The 21,263-nt window shown below is 61.7% G+C and carries 19 protein-coding genes; 2 read left to right on the top strand and 17 right to left on the bottom strand.

Annotated elements, in window-relative coordinates; all coding sequences use genetic code 11:
* Position 1 precedes the first annotated feature (1 nt).
* The 13 genes from FEZ21_RS01860 to FEZ21_RS01800 are packed head-to-tail and all read right to left on the bottom strand — an operon-like array spanning position 2 to position 11,976.
* A complete protein-coding gene (locus tag FEZ21_RS01860) occupies positions 2 to 1,162 on the bottom strand; it encodes a sodium:proton antiporter (RefSeq protein ID WP_160626329.1) in 1,161 nt (386 codons plus the stop codon).
* The gene (locus FEZ21_RS01855; protein ID WP_160626327.1) at positions 1,156 to 3,471 is read right to left on the bottom strand and encodes an MMPL family transporter; all 2,316 of its coding nucleotides are present in this window, start codon (positions 3,469 to 3,471) and stop codon (positions 1,156 to 1,158) included. The genes FEZ21_RS01860 and FEZ21_RS01855 overlap by 7 nt, the downstream gene beginning before the upstream one ends.
* Positions 3,461 to 4,120 (bottom strand): outer membrane lipoprotein carrier protein LolA, encoded by a 660-nt coding sequence (locus FEZ21_RS01850; protein WP_160626325.1) that lies wholly within the window; start codon positions 4,118 to 4,120, stop codon positions 3,461 to 3,463. The genes FEZ21_RS01855 and FEZ21_RS01850 overlap by 11 nt, the downstream gene beginning before the upstream one ends.
* A complete protein-coding gene (locus tag FEZ21_RS01845) occupies positions 4,117 to 4,542 on the bottom strand; it encodes a thioesterase family protein (RefSeq protein WP_003438849.1) in 426 nt (141 codons plus the stop codon). The genes FEZ21_RS01850 and FEZ21_RS01845 overlap by 4 nt, the downstream gene beginning before the upstream one ends.
* Positions 4,535 to 6,079 carry a histidine ammonia-lyase gene (gene hutH / locus FEZ21_RS01840; protein ID WP_003438851.1) on the bottom strand — a complete coding sequence of 515 codons (1,545 nt, stop codon included), beginning with the start codon at positions 6,077 to 6,079 and terminating at the stop codon, positions 4,535 to 4,537. The genes FEZ21_RS01845 and hutH overlap by 8 nt, the downstream gene beginning before the upstream one ends.
* Positions 6,060 to 6,998, bottom strand: a complete 939-nt coding sequence (locus tag FEZ21_RS01835; protein ID WP_010656276.1) for a glycosyl transferase — start codon at positions 6,996 to 6,998, stop codon at positions 6,060 to 6,062. Before FEZ21_RS01835 ends, hutH begins: the two co-directional genes overlap by 20 nt.
* Entirely contained in the window at positions 6,995 to 7,729 is a 735-nt protein-coding gene (locus FEZ21_RS01830; protein WP_160626323.1) for a glycosyltransferase family 2 protein, read from the bottom strand. Before FEZ21_RS01830 ends, FEZ21_RS01835 begins: the two co-directional genes overlap by 4 nt.
* A complete protein-coding gene (locus tag FEZ21_RS01825) occupies positions 7,722 to 9,431 on the bottom strand; it encodes an AMP-binding protein (RefSeq protein WP_160626320.1) in 1,710 nt (569 codons plus the stop codon). The genes FEZ21_RS01830 and FEZ21_RS01825 overlap by 8 nt, the downstream gene beginning before the upstream one ends.
* Positions 9,428 to 9,973, bottom strand: a complete 546-nt coding sequence (locus tag FEZ21_RS01820) for a hypothetical protein (protein WP_003438860.1) — start codon at positions 9,971 to 9,973, stop codon at positions 9,428 to 9,430. The genes FEZ21_RS01825 and FEZ21_RS01820 overlap by 4 nt, the downstream gene beginning before the upstream one ends.
* Positions 9,970 to 10,224: an acyl carrier protein gene (locus FEZ21_RS01815; RefSeq protein ID WP_003438863.1), complete on the bottom strand. Its 255-nt coding sequence runs from the start codon at positions 10,222 to 10,224 to the stop codon at positions 9,970 to 9,972. Before FEZ21_RS01815 ends, FEZ21_RS01820 begins: the two co-directional genes overlap by 4 nt.
* 9 nt (positions 10,225 to 10,233) lie before the next feature.
* Complete coding sequence (locus FEZ21_RS01810) at positions 10,234 to 10,494, bottom strand: phosphopantetheine-binding protein (RefSeq protein ID WP_003438866.1); 261 nt, start codon at positions 10,492 to 10,494, stop codon at positions 10,234 to 10,236.
* Entirely contained in the window at positions 10,475 to 11,281 is an 807-nt protein-coding gene (locus FEZ21_RS01805) for a 1-acyl-sn-glycerol-3-phosphate acyltransferase (RefSeq protein ID WP_165439536.1), read from the bottom strand. The genes FEZ21_RS01810 and FEZ21_RS01805 overlap by 20 nt, the downstream gene beginning before the upstream one ends.
* Positions 11,257 to 11,976 (bottom strand): beta-ketoacyl synthase chain length factor, encoded by a 720-nt coding sequence (locus FEZ21_RS01800; RefSeq protein ID WP_160626317.1) that lies wholly within the window; start codon positions 11,974 to 11,976, stop codon positions 11,257 to 11,259. The genes FEZ21_RS01805 and FEZ21_RS01800 overlap by 25 nt, the downstream gene beginning before the upstream one ends.
* A gap of 314 nt (positions 11,977 to 12,290) precedes the next feature.
* On the opposite strand from FEZ21_RS01800, the gene FEZ21_RS01795 reads away from it, so the two are divergent.
* A complete protein-coding gene (locus FEZ21_RS01795; protein WP_003438872.1) occupies positions 12,291 to 13,064 on the top strand; it encodes a ParA family protein in 774 nt (257 codons plus the stop codon).
* On the opposite strand, the gene trxC is transcribed toward FEZ21_RS01795, so the two are convergent.
* The 4 genes from trxC to FEZ21_RS01775 all read right to left on the bottom strand — a co-directional run bounded on the left by trxC (position 13,061) and on the right by FEZ21_RS01775 (position 20,353).
* Entirely contained in the window at positions 13,061 to 13,501 is a 441-nt protein-coding gene (gene trxC / locus FEZ21_RS01790; RefSeq protein ID WP_003438874.1) for a thioredoxin TrxC, read from the bottom strand. The two genes, FEZ21_RS01795 and trxC, sit on opposite strands and share 4 nt — an antisense overlap.
* Before the next feature lie 174 nt (positions 13,502 to 13,675).
* A complete protein-coding gene (gene selO / locus FEZ21_RS01785) occupies positions 13,676 to 15,139 on the bottom strand; it encodes a protein adenylyltransferase SelO (RefSeq protein WP_160626315.1) in 1,464 nt (487 codons plus the stop codon).
* Between the two features lie 94 nt (positions 15,140 to 15,233).
* A complete protein-coding gene (mscK, locus tag FEZ21_RS01780; RefSeq protein WP_029612537.1) occupies positions 15,234 to 18,575 on the bottom strand; it encodes a mechanosensitive channel MscK in 3,342 nt (1,113 codons plus the stop codon).
* 35 nt (positions 18,576 to 18,610) lie between these two features.
* Positions 18,611 to 20,353: a potassium/proton antiporter gene (locus FEZ21_RS01775; RefSeq protein WP_003438877.1), complete on the bottom strand. Its 1,743-nt coding sequence runs from the start codon at positions 20,351 to 20,353 to the stop codon at positions 18,611 to 18,613.
* A 267-nt stretch (positions 20,354 to 20,620) separates the two neighbouring features.
* Here FEZ21_RS01775 and FEZ21_RS01770 point away from each other — a divergent pair, with 267 nt between their 5' ends.
* A complete protein-coding gene (locus FEZ21_RS01770; RefSeq protein WP_003438878.1) occupies positions 20,621 to 21,202 on the top strand; it encodes a hypothetical protein in 582 nt (193 codons plus the stop codon).
* Positions 21,203 to 21,263 lie beyond the last annotated feature (61 nt).

The raw sequence follows: 21,263 nt of genomic DNA, 5'->3' as shown, positions 1-21,263 counted from the left end.
ATTACTGACACACGGGCTCCTTGCCGGGGGGGACGGCAGACTTCACAGGGGTTTTGTTGATGCCCGCCAGCGCCGGTAACAGCGTGGCGATCAGGCCCATCAGCATCAGCGCGAAGTACAGTGCGGGGCTGATGAGCTGTTGTTGCAGCAGCAGGTTGAGAAAGACGATTTCACTCAAGCCGCGAATATTCAGCAGCAGGCTTTCACGCCACTTGCTGGCGCCGGTAAACGAAGGCGTGGCCCAGCTCAACCCCAGCCAGTTGCCCAGCAGCTTGCTGGCCATCGGCAGCAGCAACAGTGCCGCTATCTGCAAGGCGCTGATGCTGTTCAGGGCGCTGTGCAGGTTGATCTGCACAATGCCGAAGGTGAGGATCAACGGCACCGCCAGGCGGGTTTGCAGGCTTTCCAGCCAGGCGGCTTTCAACGGCATCACCAGCGGGACTTTGAGCCACGCCATGCACAACAGGTAACCGACGCCGAAAACCAGCGCATTGAGCCGGTAATGCTCGGCTACCACCAGCAGGGCGAGAAAACCCAGGCTGTAACACAGGGGTTGGCGAATCCGCAGTCCGCGCAGCAACAACGGCAGCAGGGCGCCCACCAGCGGCAGGAGCAGGCTGCTGAGGTTGAGGCTGCCCTGGGCCAGGCCGAACAGGCTCCAGCAGGTCAGGTCGATCAGGATCGCGCTTTGTACCAGGCGGCGGGCAGCGGCGGGCGGGTAGTCGATATGGCGCAGATACAGATACAGCACCGGGATCGCGGTGATCGCAAACACCAGGCCCACCGCCAGCGAGCTCAGCCAGGGTTGTGCGGGCAGCAGCCACACCGCGCAGGCCAGCCCGCAGACAAAGGGAATGGCAAAACTGGGCAGGGCGATTTTCAGGCTCTGGCGGTCGATGCGCAGGTCAATCACATCACTCAGGATATGCCCCAGCAACAGGGCGAAACTCAGGCTGTACAGGGTTTTCAGCCACCCTGGCGTGACCAGCTGCGCGCCGCTTAGCTGCCAGTGGGGTTCGACCCACAGCAGCATCAGCAGCGGCAAACCGATGGACGCCAACAATAACTGGCTGACAATCGGGATCACCCCGAAGTGGCGGCCCAGCCGGGTGGCCCCGGCAAACAGGGCCAGGGCCATCAGCCAGAACAGCAGGGTCAGCATGGTTTGTGCTCCTGCTTCCCGGCCCATGGCGCGAGGATGAAGCTGAACGCCAGCCCCAGGCTCACCGACAGCCCGAAGTTGCTCACCGCCGGGGTGCTGGATACGGCCAGCAGGCCGAATGACAGCCAGGTAGTCAGTGCCGCCAGCAAGGTGCCAAGCAGACTGACCGCAGCGCCACCAATCTGCTCGCGCATCAGAATGGCGTAATCGACGCTGATGGCCGTCACCAGCAATAAACCGAACAGGCTGAACAGGGTCAGCGGCTGACCCAGCCAGCCAAGGCTGGCCAGGCTGCACAGCGCGGCCAGCAACGGCAGGGCGACGATGCGCAGCGCGCCGCGAAAACCGAATGGCGCGATCAACAGCAGCACGATCAGGACGCAGGACAGCAGCTTCAATTCGGCGGCGCTGATTTGGGTGGCGGCGAACACCCGGTTCAAATCCCCCAGCCGGTCCACCAGTTGCACACCGGGCAGGTCCTGCGCCTGCACCCGCAGCAGACTGGCATTGTTCAGCCCTTGCAGGCTGACCATCGCGGCCACGCCCTCGGGGTTGTTACCCAGCCACAGCGGGCGCCACGGTTCGGCCAGCGGCCCGCTCAAGGCATCGTCAATCTGCTGCTCGGGCAAGGCCTGGAGTTGGGCCAGCTCATTTTGCAGGGCAGCCTCGCTGACGCCGAGTTCCAGCAGCGGCTGCCAGTGGTGTGGCAGTTGATCCAGGGCGGCCCGCAGTTGCTGTTGCGCGCCAGGCTGGTTGACCAGTTGGTTGAGCGCCAGATAGCCCTGCAGTTTGCCCATGTTGACCAACTGATCGAGGCGCTCACTGAGGGCGGCCTGGCGCTCCAGCAACTGCTGTTGATTGTCGGCGCGCACCAGAAAAAACTGACTGGTGGGCTGGTAGCCGGTGATTCGCGCAATGGCCTGGGCTTCGGCCATTAACTGCGGCGGTGCGCCGACCCATTGGCGGATGTCGTTCTTGCTGGTCAGTTGCCACAACCCGGCGGCGCAAAACGCCAGCAACAGGGCCAGCAATGCCGGGGTGGGAATCTTTCTGAGCAAGGCTTCACGGATATCCAGCAGGGTTTGCGCAATGCTCAGCGGCCATTGCGCCGGGCGCAGCTCGACACCCTTGAGCAAGGCGGGCAGCAAGCACACGGCGCTCAGGTAAGCACCCACCAGGCCGGCGGCGGAGAAAATGGCGATTTGGGTGAGGGCCGGGAACGGGGTAAAGGCCAGGGCCAGATAACCGATGCAGCTGGTGGCCAGGCTCAGGCTCAACCCGGGCAAGGTCAGGCGCAAGGCGGGCCAGCTGCGCCAGGGTTTCAGGCTCCAGCTTTTGGACAGGTAGTGCAGCGGGTAATCCACTGCCACCCCGATCAGGCTGGAGCCCAGCACCAGCGTCATCACGTGCATGCTGCCAAACCAGGCGACGCAGGCCACGGCGCCAAACAGCATGCCCACCAACACCGGGACAAAGGCCAGCAATACTCGCCAGCGGCGAAAGGCCAACAGCAACAGCAGAAGAATGCCAAGGGTGGCACCGCCGCCGACCCAGGTGATTTCGCGGCTCGCTTGCTGTTGCCCGCTGGCCGCATACAGCAGGCCGCTGGCGGCCAGCAATTGCATATCGTGGCTGGCCGCTTGCTGGCGGCTTTGTTCGAGCAGCCCGGCCACTTGCAGCGGCAGCTGCATGTCAAAGGCATTGCCCAGGGTACGCGCCCGCAGCAGCACCCAGCTTTTACCGTCGGCATCGGCGATCAGGGCTCCGCTACCAATATCCAGCTGCACGCTGCCACGGGCCGGCTGACTGTTCTGAATGCGTCCGGTCAGGCCCAGCCAGTCGTCCTGGCTCGGCACCAGGCTGAACCCGGTAAAGGGGTCGAACAGCGACTGCACCCGCTGCTGGATGAACGCATCGGGATGCTGGATCAGTTGCGTACGATCAGCTTCGGCCAGCATCGCCAGACGTCCGCGCAGCAGTTGTTGGCGCAGGGCCGGCAGGTCGGCTTGCAGGTTCCACTGCACCTTCTCGAACAGGCCGCTGGCTTGCCAGGCTTCGCCCAGTTGCCGGGCAGTGGCGATTGCCTGCTGGCGATCGGCGCTGCCCACCAGTACCAGCATCTCGCGGTTCAGCGGTTCTTGCATGCGCTGTTCGGCGCTCAGTTCCAGGGCGTCCGGCGATTCACCGGGCACCAGTTCCATCAGGTTGGCCGACAGCGGAGCGCCGTGACGCCATTGCCAGGCAGCCAGTGCGAGCACGGCCAGCAGCAGGATCAGAAAGCCACGGGGCAACCAGCGTTCACTGGGCAAAGTCGTGCTGCTCCGCATCGCTCAAGGGTTGATTGCTGACGCTGTTTTGCAGCTTGAGCAAGGTGCTGTCGCCCTGGGTTTCTTGCAGCTCGATGCGTTGCACCAGTTCGCCGCCGTCGATATTGATCCGGGTGAAGATCTGTTTGAGCAGCACTGAACGCGGGGTCAGGGTCAGTTGCCAGTGGCTGGCTTCGCCTTGCAGTTGCAGCTCGAAGTCGCGCTGCAGGCCGCTGCTGTCGCCCTGCAGGACGGCGAGGAACAGCCGGTTCTGCTCGGCTCCGGCACTCTTGCCGGGGAGCATTTGCCATTCAGAACCGTTGCGCCGGGCTATGCCCTGGGCGGTGATGCGGTAGTCCTGTTGCAACGGGGTCTTGAGTTGCCAGAGCAGGCCGTGGTCCTTGGCCAGTACAAAAGTACCGGTGCTGATCAGTGGTTTGGGCAGGGCGCGCAGGTGTTTTTCCTGGATGAAATCGCCGTGGATAACCTGTGGCCTGGCCAGCTGTGTGCTGAGTTGTTGCAGGTCGAAGGCCTGGGCTGTTGAACATAAAAACATCAGCACAAACCCTGTAGCAGCGAGTTTGCTCGCGAGCTTTTTAAAGCGGCCAGACATCTCGCGAGCCAGCTCGCTGCTACAGGATTTCGGGCTCATGGCAGCACCCTGGCGACGGCTTCGGTAAAGCAGGCGGGCGACGCCAGTTGCATTTCGCGGCTGGCAATTTCCACCGCCACTTGCACGGTGCTGGCCCGGGTCAGGCGTTCGCCGCTGGCCAGGTCGCTGATCAGATAGTTGATCTTCAAGCGGTTCTCCCACTCCACCAGGCTGGCGCGTACATTGATCCGCTGGCCAAAGGTGGCGCCGCGCACATAACGCAGCTGCATGTCGATCACCGGCCAGGCGTAGCCCGCGGCGAGCATGTGGGTGTAGTTGTGGCCGATGTGGTCCAGCAGCGCGCAGCGCGCCACTTCCAGGTATTTGACGTAATGCCCGTGCCACACCACGTGCATGGTATCGATGTCGAAAAACGGCACCAGAATTTCAGTGTCAACGTGCAGAACGCCTTTGCTACGCATGCAGCCTCCAGTGTTGTTGGGCGATCCGGGCCAGGCACAGGCGCAGTTCGGCTTCGAGGGCGCGGTCTTCAACCACGGGCGGGAAGTCTTTGCTCAGTTCGGTGTGCATCGCGGCCAGCGCAGGCGGCAGCGGGCGGGCATCTTCGGCACGACTGCGCAGCCACACGCCCTGATTGGCGGCGAGCAAGGTTGCGGCGGCCACTTGTTCGGTCAGCTCCAGCACGCGGATCGCATCGCGGGCGGCGATGGTGCCCATGCTCACTTTGTCCTGGTTGTGGCACTCGGTGGAGCGCGAGAACACGCTGGCCGGCATGGTGTTTTTCAAGGCCTCGGCGGTCCAGGCGCTGGTGCCGATCTGTACGGCCTTGAAACCATGGTTGAGCATCGCCCGTTGCGCTGTCGCACCCGACAGGTTGCTCGGCAGGCCGTGGTTGTAGCGCACGTCCACCAGCAGCGCGAGCTGGCGGTCCAGCAGGTCGGCGACGTTGGCGACCAGGGTCTTGAGGCTGTCCATGGCGAAGGCAATATGGCCGCCGTAGAAGTGACCGCCGTGGAGCACGCGCTCTTCTTCGGCGTCGATGATGGGGTTGTCGTTGGCACTGTTGAGTTCGATCTCGATAAACCCGCGCAGCCAGTTCAGGCTGTCGGCCAGCACCCCCAGGACGTGGGGCGCACAACGCAGCGAGTAGCGGTCTTGCAGACGATGCAAGGGTGCGGTCGGGGCGTCGATGGCCAGGTCCTGGCGAATCCATGCGGCGACCTGCATTTGCCCCGGATGCGGCTTGGCAGCGAACAGGCGTTCGTCGAAATGCTCGGGGTTGCCCTGCAGCGCGACCACGTTGAGAGCGGTGATGCGGGTCGCCAGTTTGAGCAGGTAATCGGCGCGGGCATAGGCCAGGCACGCCAGGCCGGTCATCACCGCGGTGCCGTTCATCAGCGCCAGCGCTTCCTTGGGTCGCAGTACCAGCGGGGTCCAGCCCAGTTCGCGGTGGACGTCAGCGGCCAGGCGGCGTTCACCGTTGAACAGCACTTCGCGCTCGCCGGACAGGGTCGCGGCGACGTAGGACAGCGGGGTCAGATCACCGCTGGCGCCGACCGAGCCCTCTTCCGGGATCAGCGGCAGGATGTCGTGGGCGATGAAAGCCTGCAGCCGCTCCAGCAGCTCGACCCGTACCCCGGAGACGCCATGGCACAGCGACTGCAAACGCGCCGCCAGCACGGCGCGGGTGGCCTGGGCATCGAGCAGTTTGCCCAGCCCGCAGCCATGGAAGGTATAGAGATGACGGGGCAGCGCTTCGACATGCTCCAGCGGCACCGCCACCACGCATGAGTCGCCGTAACCGGTGGTCACGCCATAGATCACGCCTTCCTTGTCCAGCAACGAATCGAGAAAACGCGCGCCTTTGGCGATGCGCTCGCGATACTCGGCGTCGTCTTGCAGGCGGGTCGGCACCTGACGATTGGCCAGCGCCAGCACGTCTTCAATGCGCAACGGGGTTTGGCCGAAGGTTACTGGCTCATGGGGTTGCGTCGTCATCGGTTTTCCAGAAAGGGTAAAAGTTGAACCACTGTTGTGGCGCTTCCAGGCAGTAATGGCCCAGGCGTTCGGCGTAGCGTGTCGTCCATTCGGCGATGACCTGCTCGCGGTCGCTGCGCCGCCACTGCACGGCGTCGGCGAAGGGTTCGAGGATGACCCGGTAACGGCCTTCGCGTTTCAGGCAAAACAGTAAATTGACCGGGCACTTGAGCAGTCCGGCCAGTAGCCATGGGCCCTGGGGGAAGGGCGCCGGGTGGCCGAGAAAATCGACCCGCACATTGCGCCCGCCATGCAGCGGTACGCGATCACCGGCGATCGCCAGCCACTCGCCGTTTTCCAGACGCTGACTCAGTTGCAGCATGACCGCCGGGTTGAGCTCGCTGACCTGGATCAGTCGCAGGTTGGTGGCCCCGGCTTCCCCCAGCAGGCGGTTGAATTGCTCGGCATGCTTGGTGTGCACCAGCACGTTCATGGTGACCTTTTCGCCCAGTTCGGCGAGCGCGCGGCAGACCTCAAGGTTGCCCAGATGCGCCCCCACCAGCATTTGCCCGCGTTCGCCGCGCAGTTGATCGCGCAGGCCGGCCGGGTCGACGATTTCGATGTCGGCAATCTTCAGGCGGCCATTCCACATGTCGAGCTTGTCCAGCAGGGCGTCGGCGAAGGCCATGAATTGCCCGAATACCCGCCTGTGGGAAGGGCCCGGGGCGGTCTGGCCGCTCCAGTCGGCCAGCCGCTGCTGGTAGCACCAGATGCTGCGGCGGGCGCTGCGGCCGAAGACAAAGAAGTACAGCACGATGCCGTACAGCACCGGGGCCAGCAGGCGGCGGCCGAGCAATTTGATGCCGAAGGCGGTGAGTTTCATCAGCCAGAAACTGCCGCGCTCCTTGTGCTCGGCCCAATGCTGTTGTGCTTCGCTCATGCCTGCCAGCGCCTCCAGAGAATGACCGGAAAACGCAGGAGCATGCCGAAGAACAGCCGGGTATGCATGGCGCTGATCAATGCGTTGTCATGGAACAGGCGAAAGTGCGACAGGCCGTCTTGCGGGTAATGGACCTTGGTCGGCAGCCAGCGCATCGGTTGATTGCGCCACGCCAGACGCACCAGGATTTCTGGGTCGAAGTCCATGCGCCTGCCCAGTCGGGCCGAGTTGATCAGGGCCAGGGTCGGGGTCAGCGGGTAGACCCGGAAACCGCACATCGAGTCGGGAATTTGCAGCGACAGGCTGTTGATCCACACCCAGACGTGGGTCAGGTAACGCGCGTACAAGCGGCCTTTGGGCACGCTGGCGTCATATTGCGGATACCCGCAAATCAGCGCTTCGGGATTGAGTTGCGAGACCTGGATAAAGGTCGCCACATCACGCAGGTCGTGCTGGCCATCGGCGTCCACCTGCAGGGCGTGGCTAAAGCCCAGGCGCTCGGCTTCGCGCAGGCCGGCCATGACTGCGCCGCCCTTGCCCTGGTTGATCGCCAGGCGGATCAGATGGATGCCTGGGCCTTGCGCCAGTTGTTCCAGGACGGCACTGCACGCGGAGCTGCTGGCATCGTCCACCAGTACGCAGGGCAAGCCGGCAGCGAGCAGCGCTTGGACCACGTCAGGCACGGCGGTTTCGTGGTTGTAAACCGGGATCACGGCGCAGGGGTTATGCATGGGGAGGCTCCTTGATGTCGCTGCTCCCACCGAGGTTGTCATTGGCGGCCCAGACAATGCGCCCGCTGGAGCAGGCGGCGTCGCCATGGCGATAGGCAAAGTGCAATTTGCTGCGCTGCGGGTCGAAACCCAGGGTCAGCTCAATCTCGTCGCCGGGGCGCACCAGTTGCTGGAACTTGAGGACTTCCATCCCGCCAAATCGCGGTGGCAGGTCGAGCAGTTGCTGGCCCAGACTGATGGCCCAGTCTATTTGCACCACGCCCGGCAGCACCGGGGTTGTGGGGAAGTGACCGCTAAAGAATGCCAGGTCCGGGGGCACCGCCAGTCTCAGGGTCCAAACACCATCGAGCTGGTTCTGACTCAGGACTTCAGGCTGTTTGGGCCGTGGTGCCAATAACAGTGCATCGACCTGCGCCTGGGGCAGTTTGCCCTGGCTGGTGAGCGGCAACTGGCGCAGCAAGCGCCAGCGGCGCGGCAAGGCCAGGGCTTCGCAGTGCTGGCTCAGGTGCTGGCGCAGGGTCTGGGTCAGCGTGCGCCGGCCATGTTCACGCAAGGCAAACAGGCCGCTGTCGCTCAGGACCAGCAAGGCGCCGAGTGACGCCCGGTTTTCCCGCACTACACCCAAGCGAGCTTCAAGCACCCAGTCGTGTGCCTCCAGTGCCTGTTCCAGCATTGGCAGGGAGATACGTTTTTCTTCGAGTTTGACGATGCGGTCCAGGCGTGCGAGCAATTCAAAGCGCCCGTCGGCTTCGATGCGTGCCGCATCGGCGCTATGTTCGACATGGCCTGGGGGCAAGTAAGCCGAGGCAATGCACAGGGCCCCGTCTTCGCCCTGGCTGAGTTGTACTTCGGCAAAGGGTTGCCACAGGCCCGGGCCCTGACGCCAGGCAATGCCGCCGGTTTCGGAGCTGCCGAAAATTTCCGTAGGCCATTGGCCCAGGCGCTGGTGCAAGGCTTGGGCGGCTTCGGCCGGCAAGGCACCGCCAGAGGAAAATACCCGGCGCACCGGGCTCAGCGCCGGCCAGTCGAGGTTGTCGCCCATGCGCTTGAGCAGCGCAGGGCTGGCAATCCAGGCAAATGCCGGGTGCTCGCGGCTGACGCGCTGCATGTCTTCGGGGAACGCCAGTTGCTGGCGCACAAAGCTGCGGCCGGCACACAGCGGCCAGAGCACCCGGAACAACAGGCCATAAATATGCTGGGCAGCGACGCTGGCGATGATGCAGGCCTCGCCCAGCTCGTTGCCCCACAGTTGCTCCAGGGCCTCAACTTCATTGGCCATCTGGCGCAGGGTTTTGTCGATGCGCTTGGGTTCACCGCTGGAGCCCGAAGTACACAGGCTCAGCCGGCAGGCATCGAGATCGAGCCCGGCGCCGGGCAGGGGGTTTGCATAAAGGGCCTGCAGTTCGCTGCTTTGGGTTATCCACAGGTCAACCTGCGGGTCCCAGCGTTGCCGGGTTTGCGCTTGCAGGTCGGCGGGCAGCAGTACGCTGACGCCGGCCCGCCAGGCACCGAGCAGGGCGACCGCCAGCTCGGCGGCATCTTCCAGATGCAGCGCAATACGTTGCACGCCGCGCTGTTGCAGCCCGCCTGCCAGGCTCAATGCCTGCCCGCGCAGGGTGTCGTGATCCAGTGCCGGGTCGAAACTGACCGCTCGGCCGCTGTGCCCCTTGAGCAATAGCTGCTCAAGTTTTATCCAGTTCATGCCCTGCCTCTTACTTTTTGTCGTACCAGCCATTCAATGGCAAACAACAGGCCCATCAACCCGTAGGCGATCAGGCCGTTGTACAACGTCCACCAGCTCAGCGGTGCCCACAGGGTCAGGCCGGCTGCGACTAACCCGTTGAACAGAAAAAACAGGCACCAGACTTTGGTCACCTGTCGTGTGTAATGAATTGCGATGGCGGGCAGTTCCGGTTCGCGCAGTCGCGCCAGACGCTCGATCACCGGCGGGCCGAACTTCAGGCTCAGACCGAACAGGCTGAGCATGAACGTGCTGATCAGTACCGGGTACCAGCGCAGCAGAAGCGGGCTGTTGAACAGCGCCAGCAACCCGCAGAACACCAGCGCCAGACCGGCCATCCACAGATCGGCCGGGCGTCGTCCGCCGGTCAGGGCGCGTGCCAGCCACAGGCCGCCGAGCAGCAGCGCAAACTGCCACGGGGCGAAACGGGCCATGCCGAAATACACCGCAAAGGGGTACAGCAGGCCGGCCAGCAGCAGTGCCGGGGCAATCAGTCGCCTCATGCGTCCGGGTGAACCAGACGGTAAACCGCTTCAACCACGTCGTTGACGGTACGCACCGATTTGAATTCATCGGCCGCGATCTTTTTGCCGGTTTTGCGCTTGATATGGTCGATCAGGTCAACGGCGTCGATGCTGTCGATTTCCAGGTCCTGGTACAGGTTGGCGTCCAGGGTGACGCGCTCGGGCTCGAGTTCAAAGAGTTCGACCAGGGAGTCGCGCAGGGTATTGAAAATGTCTTCACGGGTTTGCATGGTTCGGTCTCAGGCAGCCTGTTTGGCGGTGACAAAAGCCGCAAGGCTGGCCACGTTGGAAAAGTGATTGCGCGTGTCTTTGGCGTCGGCGTCTATTTTGATGCCGTAGGTTTTTTGAATCGCCAGGCCCAGTTCCAGGGCGTCGACCGAGTCCAGCCCCAGGCCTTCGCCAAACAGGGTTTGCTCGTCGCCAATATCGCTGACGCTGATGTCTTCCAGACCCAGGGCGTCAATGATCAGCTGTTTGATGTCACGGTTCAGATCGCTCATCTATGGCGAGCTCCTTAATGAAATAGTTATGCACGAAGTCGTTTAGCAGGCGCGACGCTTTGGGCGGCGGGCCAAGTGCGGCAAAGGTTTGTGGATCTATATCGGCCCCGACCCGAAAGCTGAAGTGCATGCGTCGATTGGGGATCCGATACCAGGGTTCAGCCTTGGTCAGCGAGGTTGGATTGACCGTTATCACCACCGGGGTGAGGATCTTCGCACCCCGCAGCGCAATGGCGGCGGCGCCGCGATGAAAGGCAGGTGCGTGGCCGGGCCGGGTGCGCGTCCCTTCCGGGAAAATAATCAGGGTCTGGCCTTCTTTGAGCGCCCCGGCGGCGTTGTCGAGCATGTCGACACTGCCGTCATTGCTGATGTATTGCGTGGCCCGCACCGGGCTGCGGGTGAACGGGTTTTGCCACAGGCTTTGTTTGACCACGCAGTTGGTGTCGCGCATAAGGCCGATCAAAAACACCACGTCAATAAGCGACGGATGGTTGGCAATGATCATCTGCCCGGGCCGGCCCAGGCGCTCTGCGCCATGGACTTCATAGCTCAGCACGCCGGTGCGCGTCATAAAGCGGATAAACAGCCAGAACAGTCGGCTGACGGTGTAACGCGCACGTTGCCGGTGGCGCACGGCATCGCCGGGCAGGCAACTCAGAAGCGGGAATACCACCAGGCGCAGGCTCAGGCCGCCGAGCCCGAACAGCGTGAAGCTCACCGCGGTGGCAAACAGGCGCGAGTAATATCCGTCGCTGCGCGGGCTCACGGAGTGCGTTGCCAGTTCCAGACACGGCTTTTCCAGGCGTGTTGGAACGAGGTGTGCCCGGCGAGCAGGTGACGCAACAGTTCCAGGGCGTGGGGCCAGCGGGTTCGGGGGGCGCCGGGAGGGGCGGCGCTGAGTGACACCTGCCATTGTTCGCCCGGCGTCAGCAGCAGGCCCACGGCATAGGGAAAGGGTACATCGTCGATCCAGCGGGCATAGGCCTCGGGAGGCTGCTCTTCGGTGATCACCAGCAATACGGCGGGGGCGCCCTCATGCAGCAGTGCGCAGGCTTCGATCAGGCCGTGTTCCAGGCCGTCGCCGGCAGCGGCGACGGCTGTCATTTCGCTGGTCTCGCCACGCATGATCGACCACAGGCCAATCACGGCGTTGTGCACCGAGAGGCTGAACTGAGTGGGCGACAGCGGCTGCCCCGCGCCAAGGTCGCTGAGAATGTCGAAGGTGCGCGGGGTTTCGCCGTGACGCGAGACAAACACCAGTGGCAAGGCTTCGAGACCTTCTGCCAGGGGCCAGCCGACGCTGAACGCCATGCGTGCCAGACGGCTGAGGCGACGGCGCTGCATGGCGGGTAGAAACGAGACGTCGGGGGCGCTATCGCTGGCGTCGAGCAGGCGGGGTTGCTGGCTCCAGGCCTGCCAATCGGCCACGCTGTCGAGGCCCGGAGCCCAGGCGCGCCATGCGGCAATATTGAAATTAATCACTGGAGGTCTATCCCGCCCTTGCGGGCTTCCTTGATGCGAAGGTAGGCAGCGATCAATGCGGCACCTATTACAGAGTGGCAGCATTATCCCGGTGCAGTTGGCTCGTAGCAAACATCCCTTGCAGTTTGGGCAGGGTTTTTTCCGCAGTTCGGGAGAGAAGCTGTCTTTTTGCCATTATTGAGCCAGGGATAGTGTTTATGACTTCCAAAACAGAGATATGTTCGCTGGAGTCGTAGCTCATTTCGCTGCAAGGTAGCGAAGCGTCACAAATGACATCTACACTCGGGCACTTATTGATACACGGAGGTTTTGAAATGCGTCGCGTGGTGTTCAATCAAAAGGGTGGTGTGGGCAAGTCCAGCATCGCCTGCAACCTGGCTGCAGTCAGCGCCAGTGAGGGCTATCGCACACTATTGGTGGACCTGGATGCTCAGGCCAACTCCACTCAATACCTTACCGGGCTCACGGGCGAGGACATCCCCATGGGGATCGCCGACTTCTTTAAGCACAGTTTGTCAGCCGGTGTGGGCAGCAAGAAAAACCGGGTCGATATTTACGAAACCCCGTTCGACAACTTGCATGTCATTACCGCCACTTGCGAACTGGCTGACCTGCAACCAAAGCTGGAAGCCAAGCACAAGATCAACAAGTTGCGAAAGTTGCTCGATGAACTGGCCGAAGACTATGACCGGATTTATGTCGATACTCCGCCAGCCTTGAATTTCTATGCCGTATCGGCGCTGATCGCCTGCGATCGGGTACTGATCCCTTTCGACTGTGACAGCTTTTCGCGTCAGGCCCTGTACGGCCTGCTGGCGGAAATCGAAGAGTTGAAAGAAGACCACAATCCAGACCTGCTGGTTGAAGGCATAGTGGTCAACCAGTTCCAGGCCCGTGCCAGCCTGCCCCAGCAAATGCTCGATGAGCTGATTGCTGAAGGCCTGCCCGTGCTGCCGGTGTACCTGAGCAACTCAGTGCGTATGCGCGAATCCCATCAGGCCAGTCAACCGCTGGTCTACTTTGATCCGCGACACAAACTGACCCAGCAATTTGTCGAGTTGCACGACTACCTGGACCAGAACGCTTAAGCGCTGATGCCGTGGCTTTGCAGCCAAGCCTTGAGTTGCTGCAAGGGGAAGGCGCCGCTTTGACGGGCAACCTCCTGGCCGTTTTTGTACAGGATCAGACTGGGGATCGAGCGAATCCCCAGTTGCGTGGCCAATTGCTGATTGGCTTCGCTGTCGAGTTTGGCCAGACGGCATTTCCCCAGCAACTGGCTGGCGGCCTGTTCAAATACGGGCGCAAACGCCTTGCACGGCCCGCACCACTCAGCCCACACATCCACCAATAACGGCAGATCGCCCTTGATCTGACTGCTGTAGTCGGCTTGCTTCAAGTCGAAAGGCCGGGTGAGCAGAATCTCGTTCTTGCAGCGTCCGCACTTTGGCTGTTCGCCCACGCGCGCAGCGGGAATGCGGTTCAGGCCGTTGCAGTGGGGGCAGGGGATGAGTAGCGGGTCTGTCATTTCAAATACTCCGGAATCGGGATGGTTGCAGGTGCCAACCAATCGCTGGCAAGCCAGCTGCCACAGGTCATGTGCATGTCTTTGGAAGGTGCAGTTCAGCAGATGATGGTCTGGCACGCCACTGGCCATGATCTATCTGCACACAATCCGGGGGCAGGGGCATTCCCATGGATTTCATGACGAACAACTGATCTCCAGATGCTTGCCCCATTCGGGCGGGCGTTCGGCATAACCCTGCATGCCCGGTTGTTCGGTGAACGGTTGGGTCAGCACCTGGTGCAGGCGCCGTACTTCGCTGTAGTCCCCCGCTTCAGCCGCATCGATGGCCTTTTGCGCCAGATAGTTGCGCAGGATGTACAGCGGATTCACCCCGTGCATGCGCTCACGCCGGGCGTGTTGATCGTTCGAGCCGTCACGCGCCACCCGGTCAACATACTGCGCCGCCCACTCGTCAAAGCCCTTGAGGTCGACAAACTCGTCACGCAGCCGGGCTACGGCCTGTGCAGCGGGTTCATCACCCAGGCGACGGAAGAACAAGCTGTAGTCGATGGCGCTGCCTTGCATGCGCTGCAGCAGGGTTTCGATCAGTTTTTGATCACCCTCTTCAGCGCTGGTCAGACCCAGGCGGCGGCGCATCAGGTCGGTGTAATGGGCCTGGTACAGCGGCAGGAACAGGCCCAGGGTTTCTCGCAGTGCTTCGACACTGATGAACGGCGTCAGCGCCTGGGCCAGTGCACTGAGGTTCCATTGGCCGATGGGCACCTGGTTGCTGAAGGAGTAACGCCCTTCATGGTCGGAATGGTTGCAGATGAAGTTGGCGTCGAAGTCGTCGAGGAAGGCGAAGGGGCCGAAGTCGAAGGTGATGCCCAGAATCGACATGTTGTCGGTGTTCATCACCCCGTGGCAAAAGCCGTAGGCCTGCCATTTGGCAATCAGTTCGGCGTTGCGCTCGACAATCTCGCGGAACATCGCCAGATACGGCTCCGGCTGCTCCAGGCACTCGGGGAAGTGCAGCGCCAGGACGTGTTCGCCTAGCTGCTTCTGCTGCTCGGGTTGCTTGGTGTAGTAGAAATACTCGAAATGCCCGAAGCGTATGTGGCTCTGCGCCAGACGCAGGACCATGGCCGCGCGCTCCTGTTTCTCGCGCCACACCGGGGTGTCGGAACCGATCACGCACAGGGCACGGCTGCTCGGGATGCCCAGTGCATGCAGCGCTTCGCTGGCGAGGAATTCGCGGATCGATGAACGCAGCACGGCGCGGCCATCGCCCATACGCGACCAGGGTGTCATGCCGGCGCCTTTGAGGTGCAAGTCCCAATGCTCGCCGGCCTGGTTGTATACCTCGCCCAGCAGCAGCCCGCGACCGTCACCCAGGCGCGGGTTGTAGGAACCGAACTGGTGGCCGGAATAGACCATGGCGCGGGGTTCGGCGTCGGCCCACAGGGTGTGGCCGCCAAACAGCCGGGCGAATACCGGGTCCTGGGCGACAGCCGGATCAAGGTCGAGCAGGGCCATGGCCGCATCGCTGGCAACTACCAGGCGTGGCGCGTCGATGGGTTCTGGCAGCACATGGGTCGAAAAGGCGTCACCCAGGCGGGCGAAACGGTTATCGAAGGTCAGTTCGTCGAGGGCTTTCAATGACCGTCTCCAGTGAGAAATGGGGGGCGTGTCGTCTGTAGGAGCGAGCTCTGTGCGGCTATATGGAAAAGCTCGCTCCTGCAGGGGGCAGTGATCAGTCCAGCTTGCCCAGTTGCGGCTTTTGCGGCGGTGGCGGCTCGGGCGGTGCTTCCGGGCCGACCGGTACCAGTTTGTACTCCTGGCCCTGGAGGTTTTTCAGGTACACCTCCATCTGCTGGAACGAGATGTTGATGTGATGGTTCTTGAACTCGCGGTTGATAAAGCGGTTCACTTCGTCGATTACCGGGTTGCGGTCACCCAGGTCCCGCACGTGCATGCGCAGTTCGTGGTCCAGGGTGCTGGCGCCGAAATTGAGGAAGTACACGTGAGGCTCCGGCTCTTTGAGCACTCGCGGGTTTTCCTGGGCGGCCTTGAGCAGCAGGTGTTTCACCAGATCCAGGTCTGAGCCGTAGTCGACACCGAGCTTGAGGGTGACGCGGGTGATGGTGTCGGTCAGCGACCAGTTGATCAGTTGCCCGGTGATGAAGGTCTTGTTCGGGACGATGATGTCCTTGCGGTCGAAGTCGGTGATGGTGGTCGCACGGATGCGGATCTTGCTCACGGTGCCCGACAGGTTGCCGATGGTGATGGTGTCGCCAATGCGCACCGGGCGCTCGAACAGGATCATGATGCCGGAGATAAAGTTGGCGAAGATTTCCTGCATGCCGAACCCCAGGCCCACCGAGAGTGCGGCCACCAGCCATTGCAACTTGTCCCAGCTCACGCCGAGGGTCGACAGGGTGGACACAAAGCCGATGCCGATGATCACGTAGGTCAGCAAGGTGGTGGTGGCATAGGCGCTACCCTGGCCCAGATCGAGCCGCGACAGCACCAGTACTTCAAGCAGGCCGGGCAGGTTGCGCGCCAGTGCAATGCTGATGCCGATGATGATCAGCGCACCGACCATATCGCCAATACTGATGGGCACCATGCTCATGTTGGCACCGGTGCCGCTGGTGTACTCGTAGAGGGTGATGTTGTCGAGGTAGGAAAAGACCGAGATCAGGTCGGCCCACACCCAATACAGCACGCCGATAAAGGCCGCGAGCAAGGCCAGGCGAATCAGGCGTAGCGACTGCTGATTGACCTGTTCGATGTCCAGGGTCGGTTCTTCAATGATGATGTCATTGCCTTCGCCGGCTTCCTTGGCGGCCTGGCGTTTTGCCAGCGCACGCTGATAGGCCAGGCGTCGCGCCGCCACGGCCAGACCGCGAACGAAGGCGGCCTCGACCACCATCCACAGCATCAGCAGGTACAGGGTGTTGATCAGGCGGTCGCTGAGTTTGAGGGCGGTGTAGTAATAGCCAAAGCACACGGCCACAAACAGGGCGATGGGCAGGATGGCAAACAGAAAACCGAGGAATTTGCGCAGCCGATAGGCTTTTTTCTCGGTCTTGTCGTTGAGTAGCAGGCGCATCAGCAGCCAGGCCATGGCGGCGTAGCAGCTCAGGACCACGAGAATGCCCAGCACGTCTTCGGCCAGTGCGGCCGGTTGTTGTTCGGCAAAGGCGACCACGGCCACCAGTGCCAGCACCACAAAGCCGAGCTTGCGGATCCAGTTCTGGAGGAATTCAACCAGCGGTTTGTCCCAGCGGAAATGCAGCTCGGCCACGCCGCCGGGGGCCAGGATGCGGTACGCGGTGTAGAACACCAACCAGGCTTCGGCCATTTGAATCAGGGCCGCGCCGGTGTTGCTGTTCATTCCCCGGGCATCAATCTGCAGGGCATAACCGCACAGGGCCAGCGCCAGGGAGACCGGCATCGCCAGCAGGATGTTGATCAGGATCGCCAGTGGCGTGTGCCATTGACTGTCGCGTTTGAAGTGACCGATGTCCTGGTGGATTTTATTCAGCTTGCCGTACAGGTATCTGCGCTTCCACAGCAAGGCCACCATCAGCAGCAAAAATGGCAGGAACAGCAGCGGGCGCTTGGACAAACCCTCGGCGACTTCGCTGAAGCTTGAAGTCCAGGGCAGGGTAATGACCTGCCGCTCCAGTTGCCGTGGCGCACCTTGCAGCCATTCCAGGTCCAGCGGTTTATTGCTGGGGATCCAGAACATCTGCTCATCGAGTGTGGCGCGCAGGCTCTGGGAGGTGCTGAGCAGTTGCTTCTGGTTGAGTTGCAGGGTGATCGACTCGTTGAGCAGCGAGCTCAATTCGCGGTTCAGGCGGTCCAGCAGGTCGCCGCGGGTGTTGACCAGCTCCAGCAGGGTTTTACGCAGTTGCGGGGTTACCTGATCGGCAGGTTGAGTCGACAGCAGGTTGTCGACGTAGGTCGTCGGGTTGCTGATCATCTCGCGCTGCTGATTGATCTCGAACTGATACAGGCGAATATCGGCAATTTCATCCGCCAGGTTTTTGTCCATTTTCTGCAGGCGGGGCAGGGCCTGCTTTTGTTTGTAGAGAATCTTGGACAGCAACAGGCTGCCTTTGAGCACGCTGATCTGTTCATCCAGCGCCTGATCGCTCTGGGTGACGCTATCGAGCAGTTGCTTGGTTTCGAGGTTCTGTTGGGTGACTTCGTTGAGACGGTCGGTGCTGCGTAACAGGTAGTCCGAGAGCTTGAGGTTGATCGCGCTTTCGGTCGCCAGCAGGCTGCTGCTGCCTGATTTTTGCGCTTCGATGGACTGTTCGGTCACGGTCTGCTGGGAGTAGGCCAGACGCTTCTGGTTGATCAGGGTTTGCAGCTCCTGGATTTCCTGATCCTGACGCGTGGTTTTTTCCAGCAATAGATCATGCTGGCTACCGCTCAGGTCTTGCAGCTGGCTGTTGCCCGCCAGTTCCTGACGGCGCAGGGCAATCAATGCGGTGAGCGAAGCGGATTCGGCGTTGAGCTGGTTGCGCTGGTCGGCGTTGAGCAATTTGCCATTGTCGCGACCGAGTTTAAGGATGTTACTGATTTCCTGGATGCGGGTCTGACTGTTGCTGATTTCAGCCTGGGCCCGCTCCGGCCGGGTTTGCGCCGCGATGCTCTGGCTGTTGGCGCTGGCCAGGGCCTTTTGCAGCTCGCCCTGTTGTGTGGTGCGGTCCGCCAGCATCTGCTCCAGCTGCGGCACGCTCAGGCCACTGTAGCGCTGGGCTACCGGCAGGGGTTTGGTGGCCTTGAGCCGCGCCAGTTCCCGCTGGTTTTCAGTGGTTTGGCGTGGTGCATTGGCCAGCAGTTCTTTGACATCGTTCAGGCGCTGTTCGTAATCGGCTTTGTTGGCCAGCAGACTGAGGGTCTGCTGCAGCACCGTCTGCAAGGCTTTCTGGTCGGCCTCTGGCAGTTTGCGATCAGCTATTTTGTCCAGGCTTTGCTGTACCGCCTCGGCGGAGGGCGGCTCGGCGGCCTGGAGCATCCCGACACTAAGGCTCAGGCCGAGCAGGACTGTTGCGAAAAACGTGCGCAGAGTTGGCATAGATACCGGTCAGACAAGGGGCGAAAAGTTGGAGTTTAGAGGAACAACCCCGGTCCCGGGGCACTTCCTTCGGGGAATCTGACGCCTACTTTGCCTATCTTGTTCCCGTCCATGACGGCCACTGTCCAAATGGTGTTGTTCCACTCCACCTGGTCGCCGACCACCGGAGCGCCGCCGACTTTCTGGGCAATGAAGCTGCTGAGGGGCAGGTCGGGATCGATGCCGTCGAGCTTGAGACCGTACAGCGCCGACACAGCACCCAGCCGGGCGTCGCCTTCGAGCACAAAGTCGCCGAAGAAACGCAGATCCAGGCCTCGGGTCGGCGGCAGGCTGAACAGCTTGCCCAGGGCCGGCAAGTTGTGTTCGTGACCGATCACACAGAGCAGATCGCCGATTTCGAGGGTGGTACTGCCCGACGGATGGAGCAATTTCTGATCGCGGAACAGGGCAGCGATACGGGTGCCCTCCGGCATTTTCAGTTCCCGCAGGGCGGCACCGATGCACCAGTTTTGTGCGTCGAGCCGGTAAACGAACAGTTCCCACTCACTGGTGGGGTGGACCTCAAGTGCTGCGCGGGACACGGGAGCCAGATCCGGCGGAACCGTGACCTTCAGCAGTTTGGCGACCCAGGGCAGGCTGGTGCCTTGCACCAGAAGGGACACCAGTACGATAAAGAACGCCAGGTTGAAATACAGCTGTGCATTGGGCAAGCCGGCCATCAGCGGGAACACCGCCAGAATGATGGGTACCGCGCCGCGCAGGCCAACCCAGGAGATAAAGGCTTTTTCGCGCCCGTGGAAGGCCTTGAAGGGCAGCAGGCCGACCATCACCGACAGCGGGCGTGCGAACAGAATCATCCACAATGCCAGGGCCAGGGCCGGTACCGCGATGGGCAGCAAGTCGTGGGGGGTGACCAGCAAACCCAGTACCAGGAACATGCCGATCTGGGCCAGCCAGGCCATGCCGTCGAGCATGTGCAAAATGCCGTGGCGGCTGCGAATCGGGCTGTTGCCGATCACCAGACCGCACAGGTAAACCGCGAGGAAGCCGCTGCCATGCAGGGCGTTGGTCAGGGCGAAGACCACCAGCCCGCCCGCTACCACCAGAATCGGGTACAGGCCGTTGGCCAGATGGATGCGGTTGACCATTTGCAGCAGCAGCCAGCCACCCGCCAGGCCCACCGCGCCGCCGATGGCGAATTCGCGCAGCAAGTTGAGCAGCAGGCTCCAGTGCAGGCTGGTTTCGCCGCTGGCGAGCATGTCGATCAGGGTCACGGTGAGGAACACCGCCATCGGGTCGTTGCTGCCGGACTCGATTTCGAGACTGGCCGAGACCCGTTCGTTCAGGCCTTTGCCGCCCAGTAGCGAGAACACTGCAGCCGCATCGGTGGAGCCGACAATGGCGCCGATCAACAGGCCTTGAATCATGTTCAGGTTGAACAGCCAGGCCGCCATCATGCCGGTCAGGCCGGTGGTGATCATTACCCCGACCGTGGCCAGCGAGAGTGCGGGCCATAACGCCACCCGGAAACTCGAGACCCGGGTGCGCAGGCCGCCGTCGAGCAGGATCACCGCCAGGGCGAGGTTGCCTACCAGATACGCAGTGGGGTAATTGTCGAAAATAATCCCGCCGCCATCGACCCCCGCTGTCATGCCCACCGCAAGGATGATGACCAGAATCGGGATGCCCAGACGCGAGGACAGTGAGCTCACCAGAATGCTTGCACCTACCAGCAACGCGCCGATCAAGAACAGGCTGTTGATGGTCGTCGCATTCAAAGGCAGTACTCCAGGAAACCTACAAGACAGGGCGCAAACGGCTTATGCAGTCTGCGTGCCAGCGATTCTAACCTGCGTTCTTGGCGGGCTGTCAAAAAGGTTTTGCCGGGCATGATTGCGCCAGGGGTTGAGGCGGGCAGGACCTGATAAATCTTTTACATCCGGCTCAGAGGAACTTGCATACGGAAGAAATGGAAAAGTCCTGCATTTTTTTGGCTGGGCGGGTTGTATCTGTACATCTCTTTTTTATTAAGGAGTGGCACAGTCATGAAACCCACCACTGCGCATAACACGTGTGCGCCGGATGGAAAGCGGGCACTGTTTGACGGCCCGTACCCGCTGTACGTCGTGTCAGTTACCAAGTTTGTACTGTTATATCTTCTGACCGGTGGCGGGTACATTTTCTATTGGTCTTACCGCAACTGGGCGTGCTTCAAAGGTATTGGCGGGGCCCCTATCATGCCGGTCATGCGCGGCCTGTTCTGGCCCTTTTTCATTCTCGAGCTGTTTGACAACATCCAGCGAAGCCTGGATATCAGGGGGCGGGGGTATTTCTGGTATTGCGAGGCCAGAGGGTTGCTGATCATGCTGGTGGTCATGATTTGCATTCTGCTGTCTTTATTCTTTGATCGTCCTTCGGACACGGTTTTTGTGTTGGTGGTGGATGCCGTGCTGATGGCAGGTAGCCTGTTCCTGTTCATCGGCGCCCAGCGCGCAATCAATATATTGGCCGATGACCCGCAGGGCCTGGGTAATCACGGTTTCAGCAGCGGCGATGTGCTGTGGACGCTCTTGGGCGGGATGTGCATGGCGCTGGTGGTTTATATCGTGTTCGCCGTCCGGGCCTGAACGGCCACCCGCAGGTTTATGCAGACATAAAAAAACCGGACCCCTGTGAGGGCGTCCGGTT

The organism is Pseudomonas sp. 9.1(2019), from assembly GCF_009910445.1.
Lineage (GTDB): Bacteria > Pseudomonadota > Gammaproteobacteria > Pseudomonadales > Pseudomonadaceae > Aquipseudomonas > Aquipseudomonas paraversuta.
Note: the sequence above shows the minus strand (reverse complement) of the source record. Positions and strands in the feature narration are given on the sequence as shown.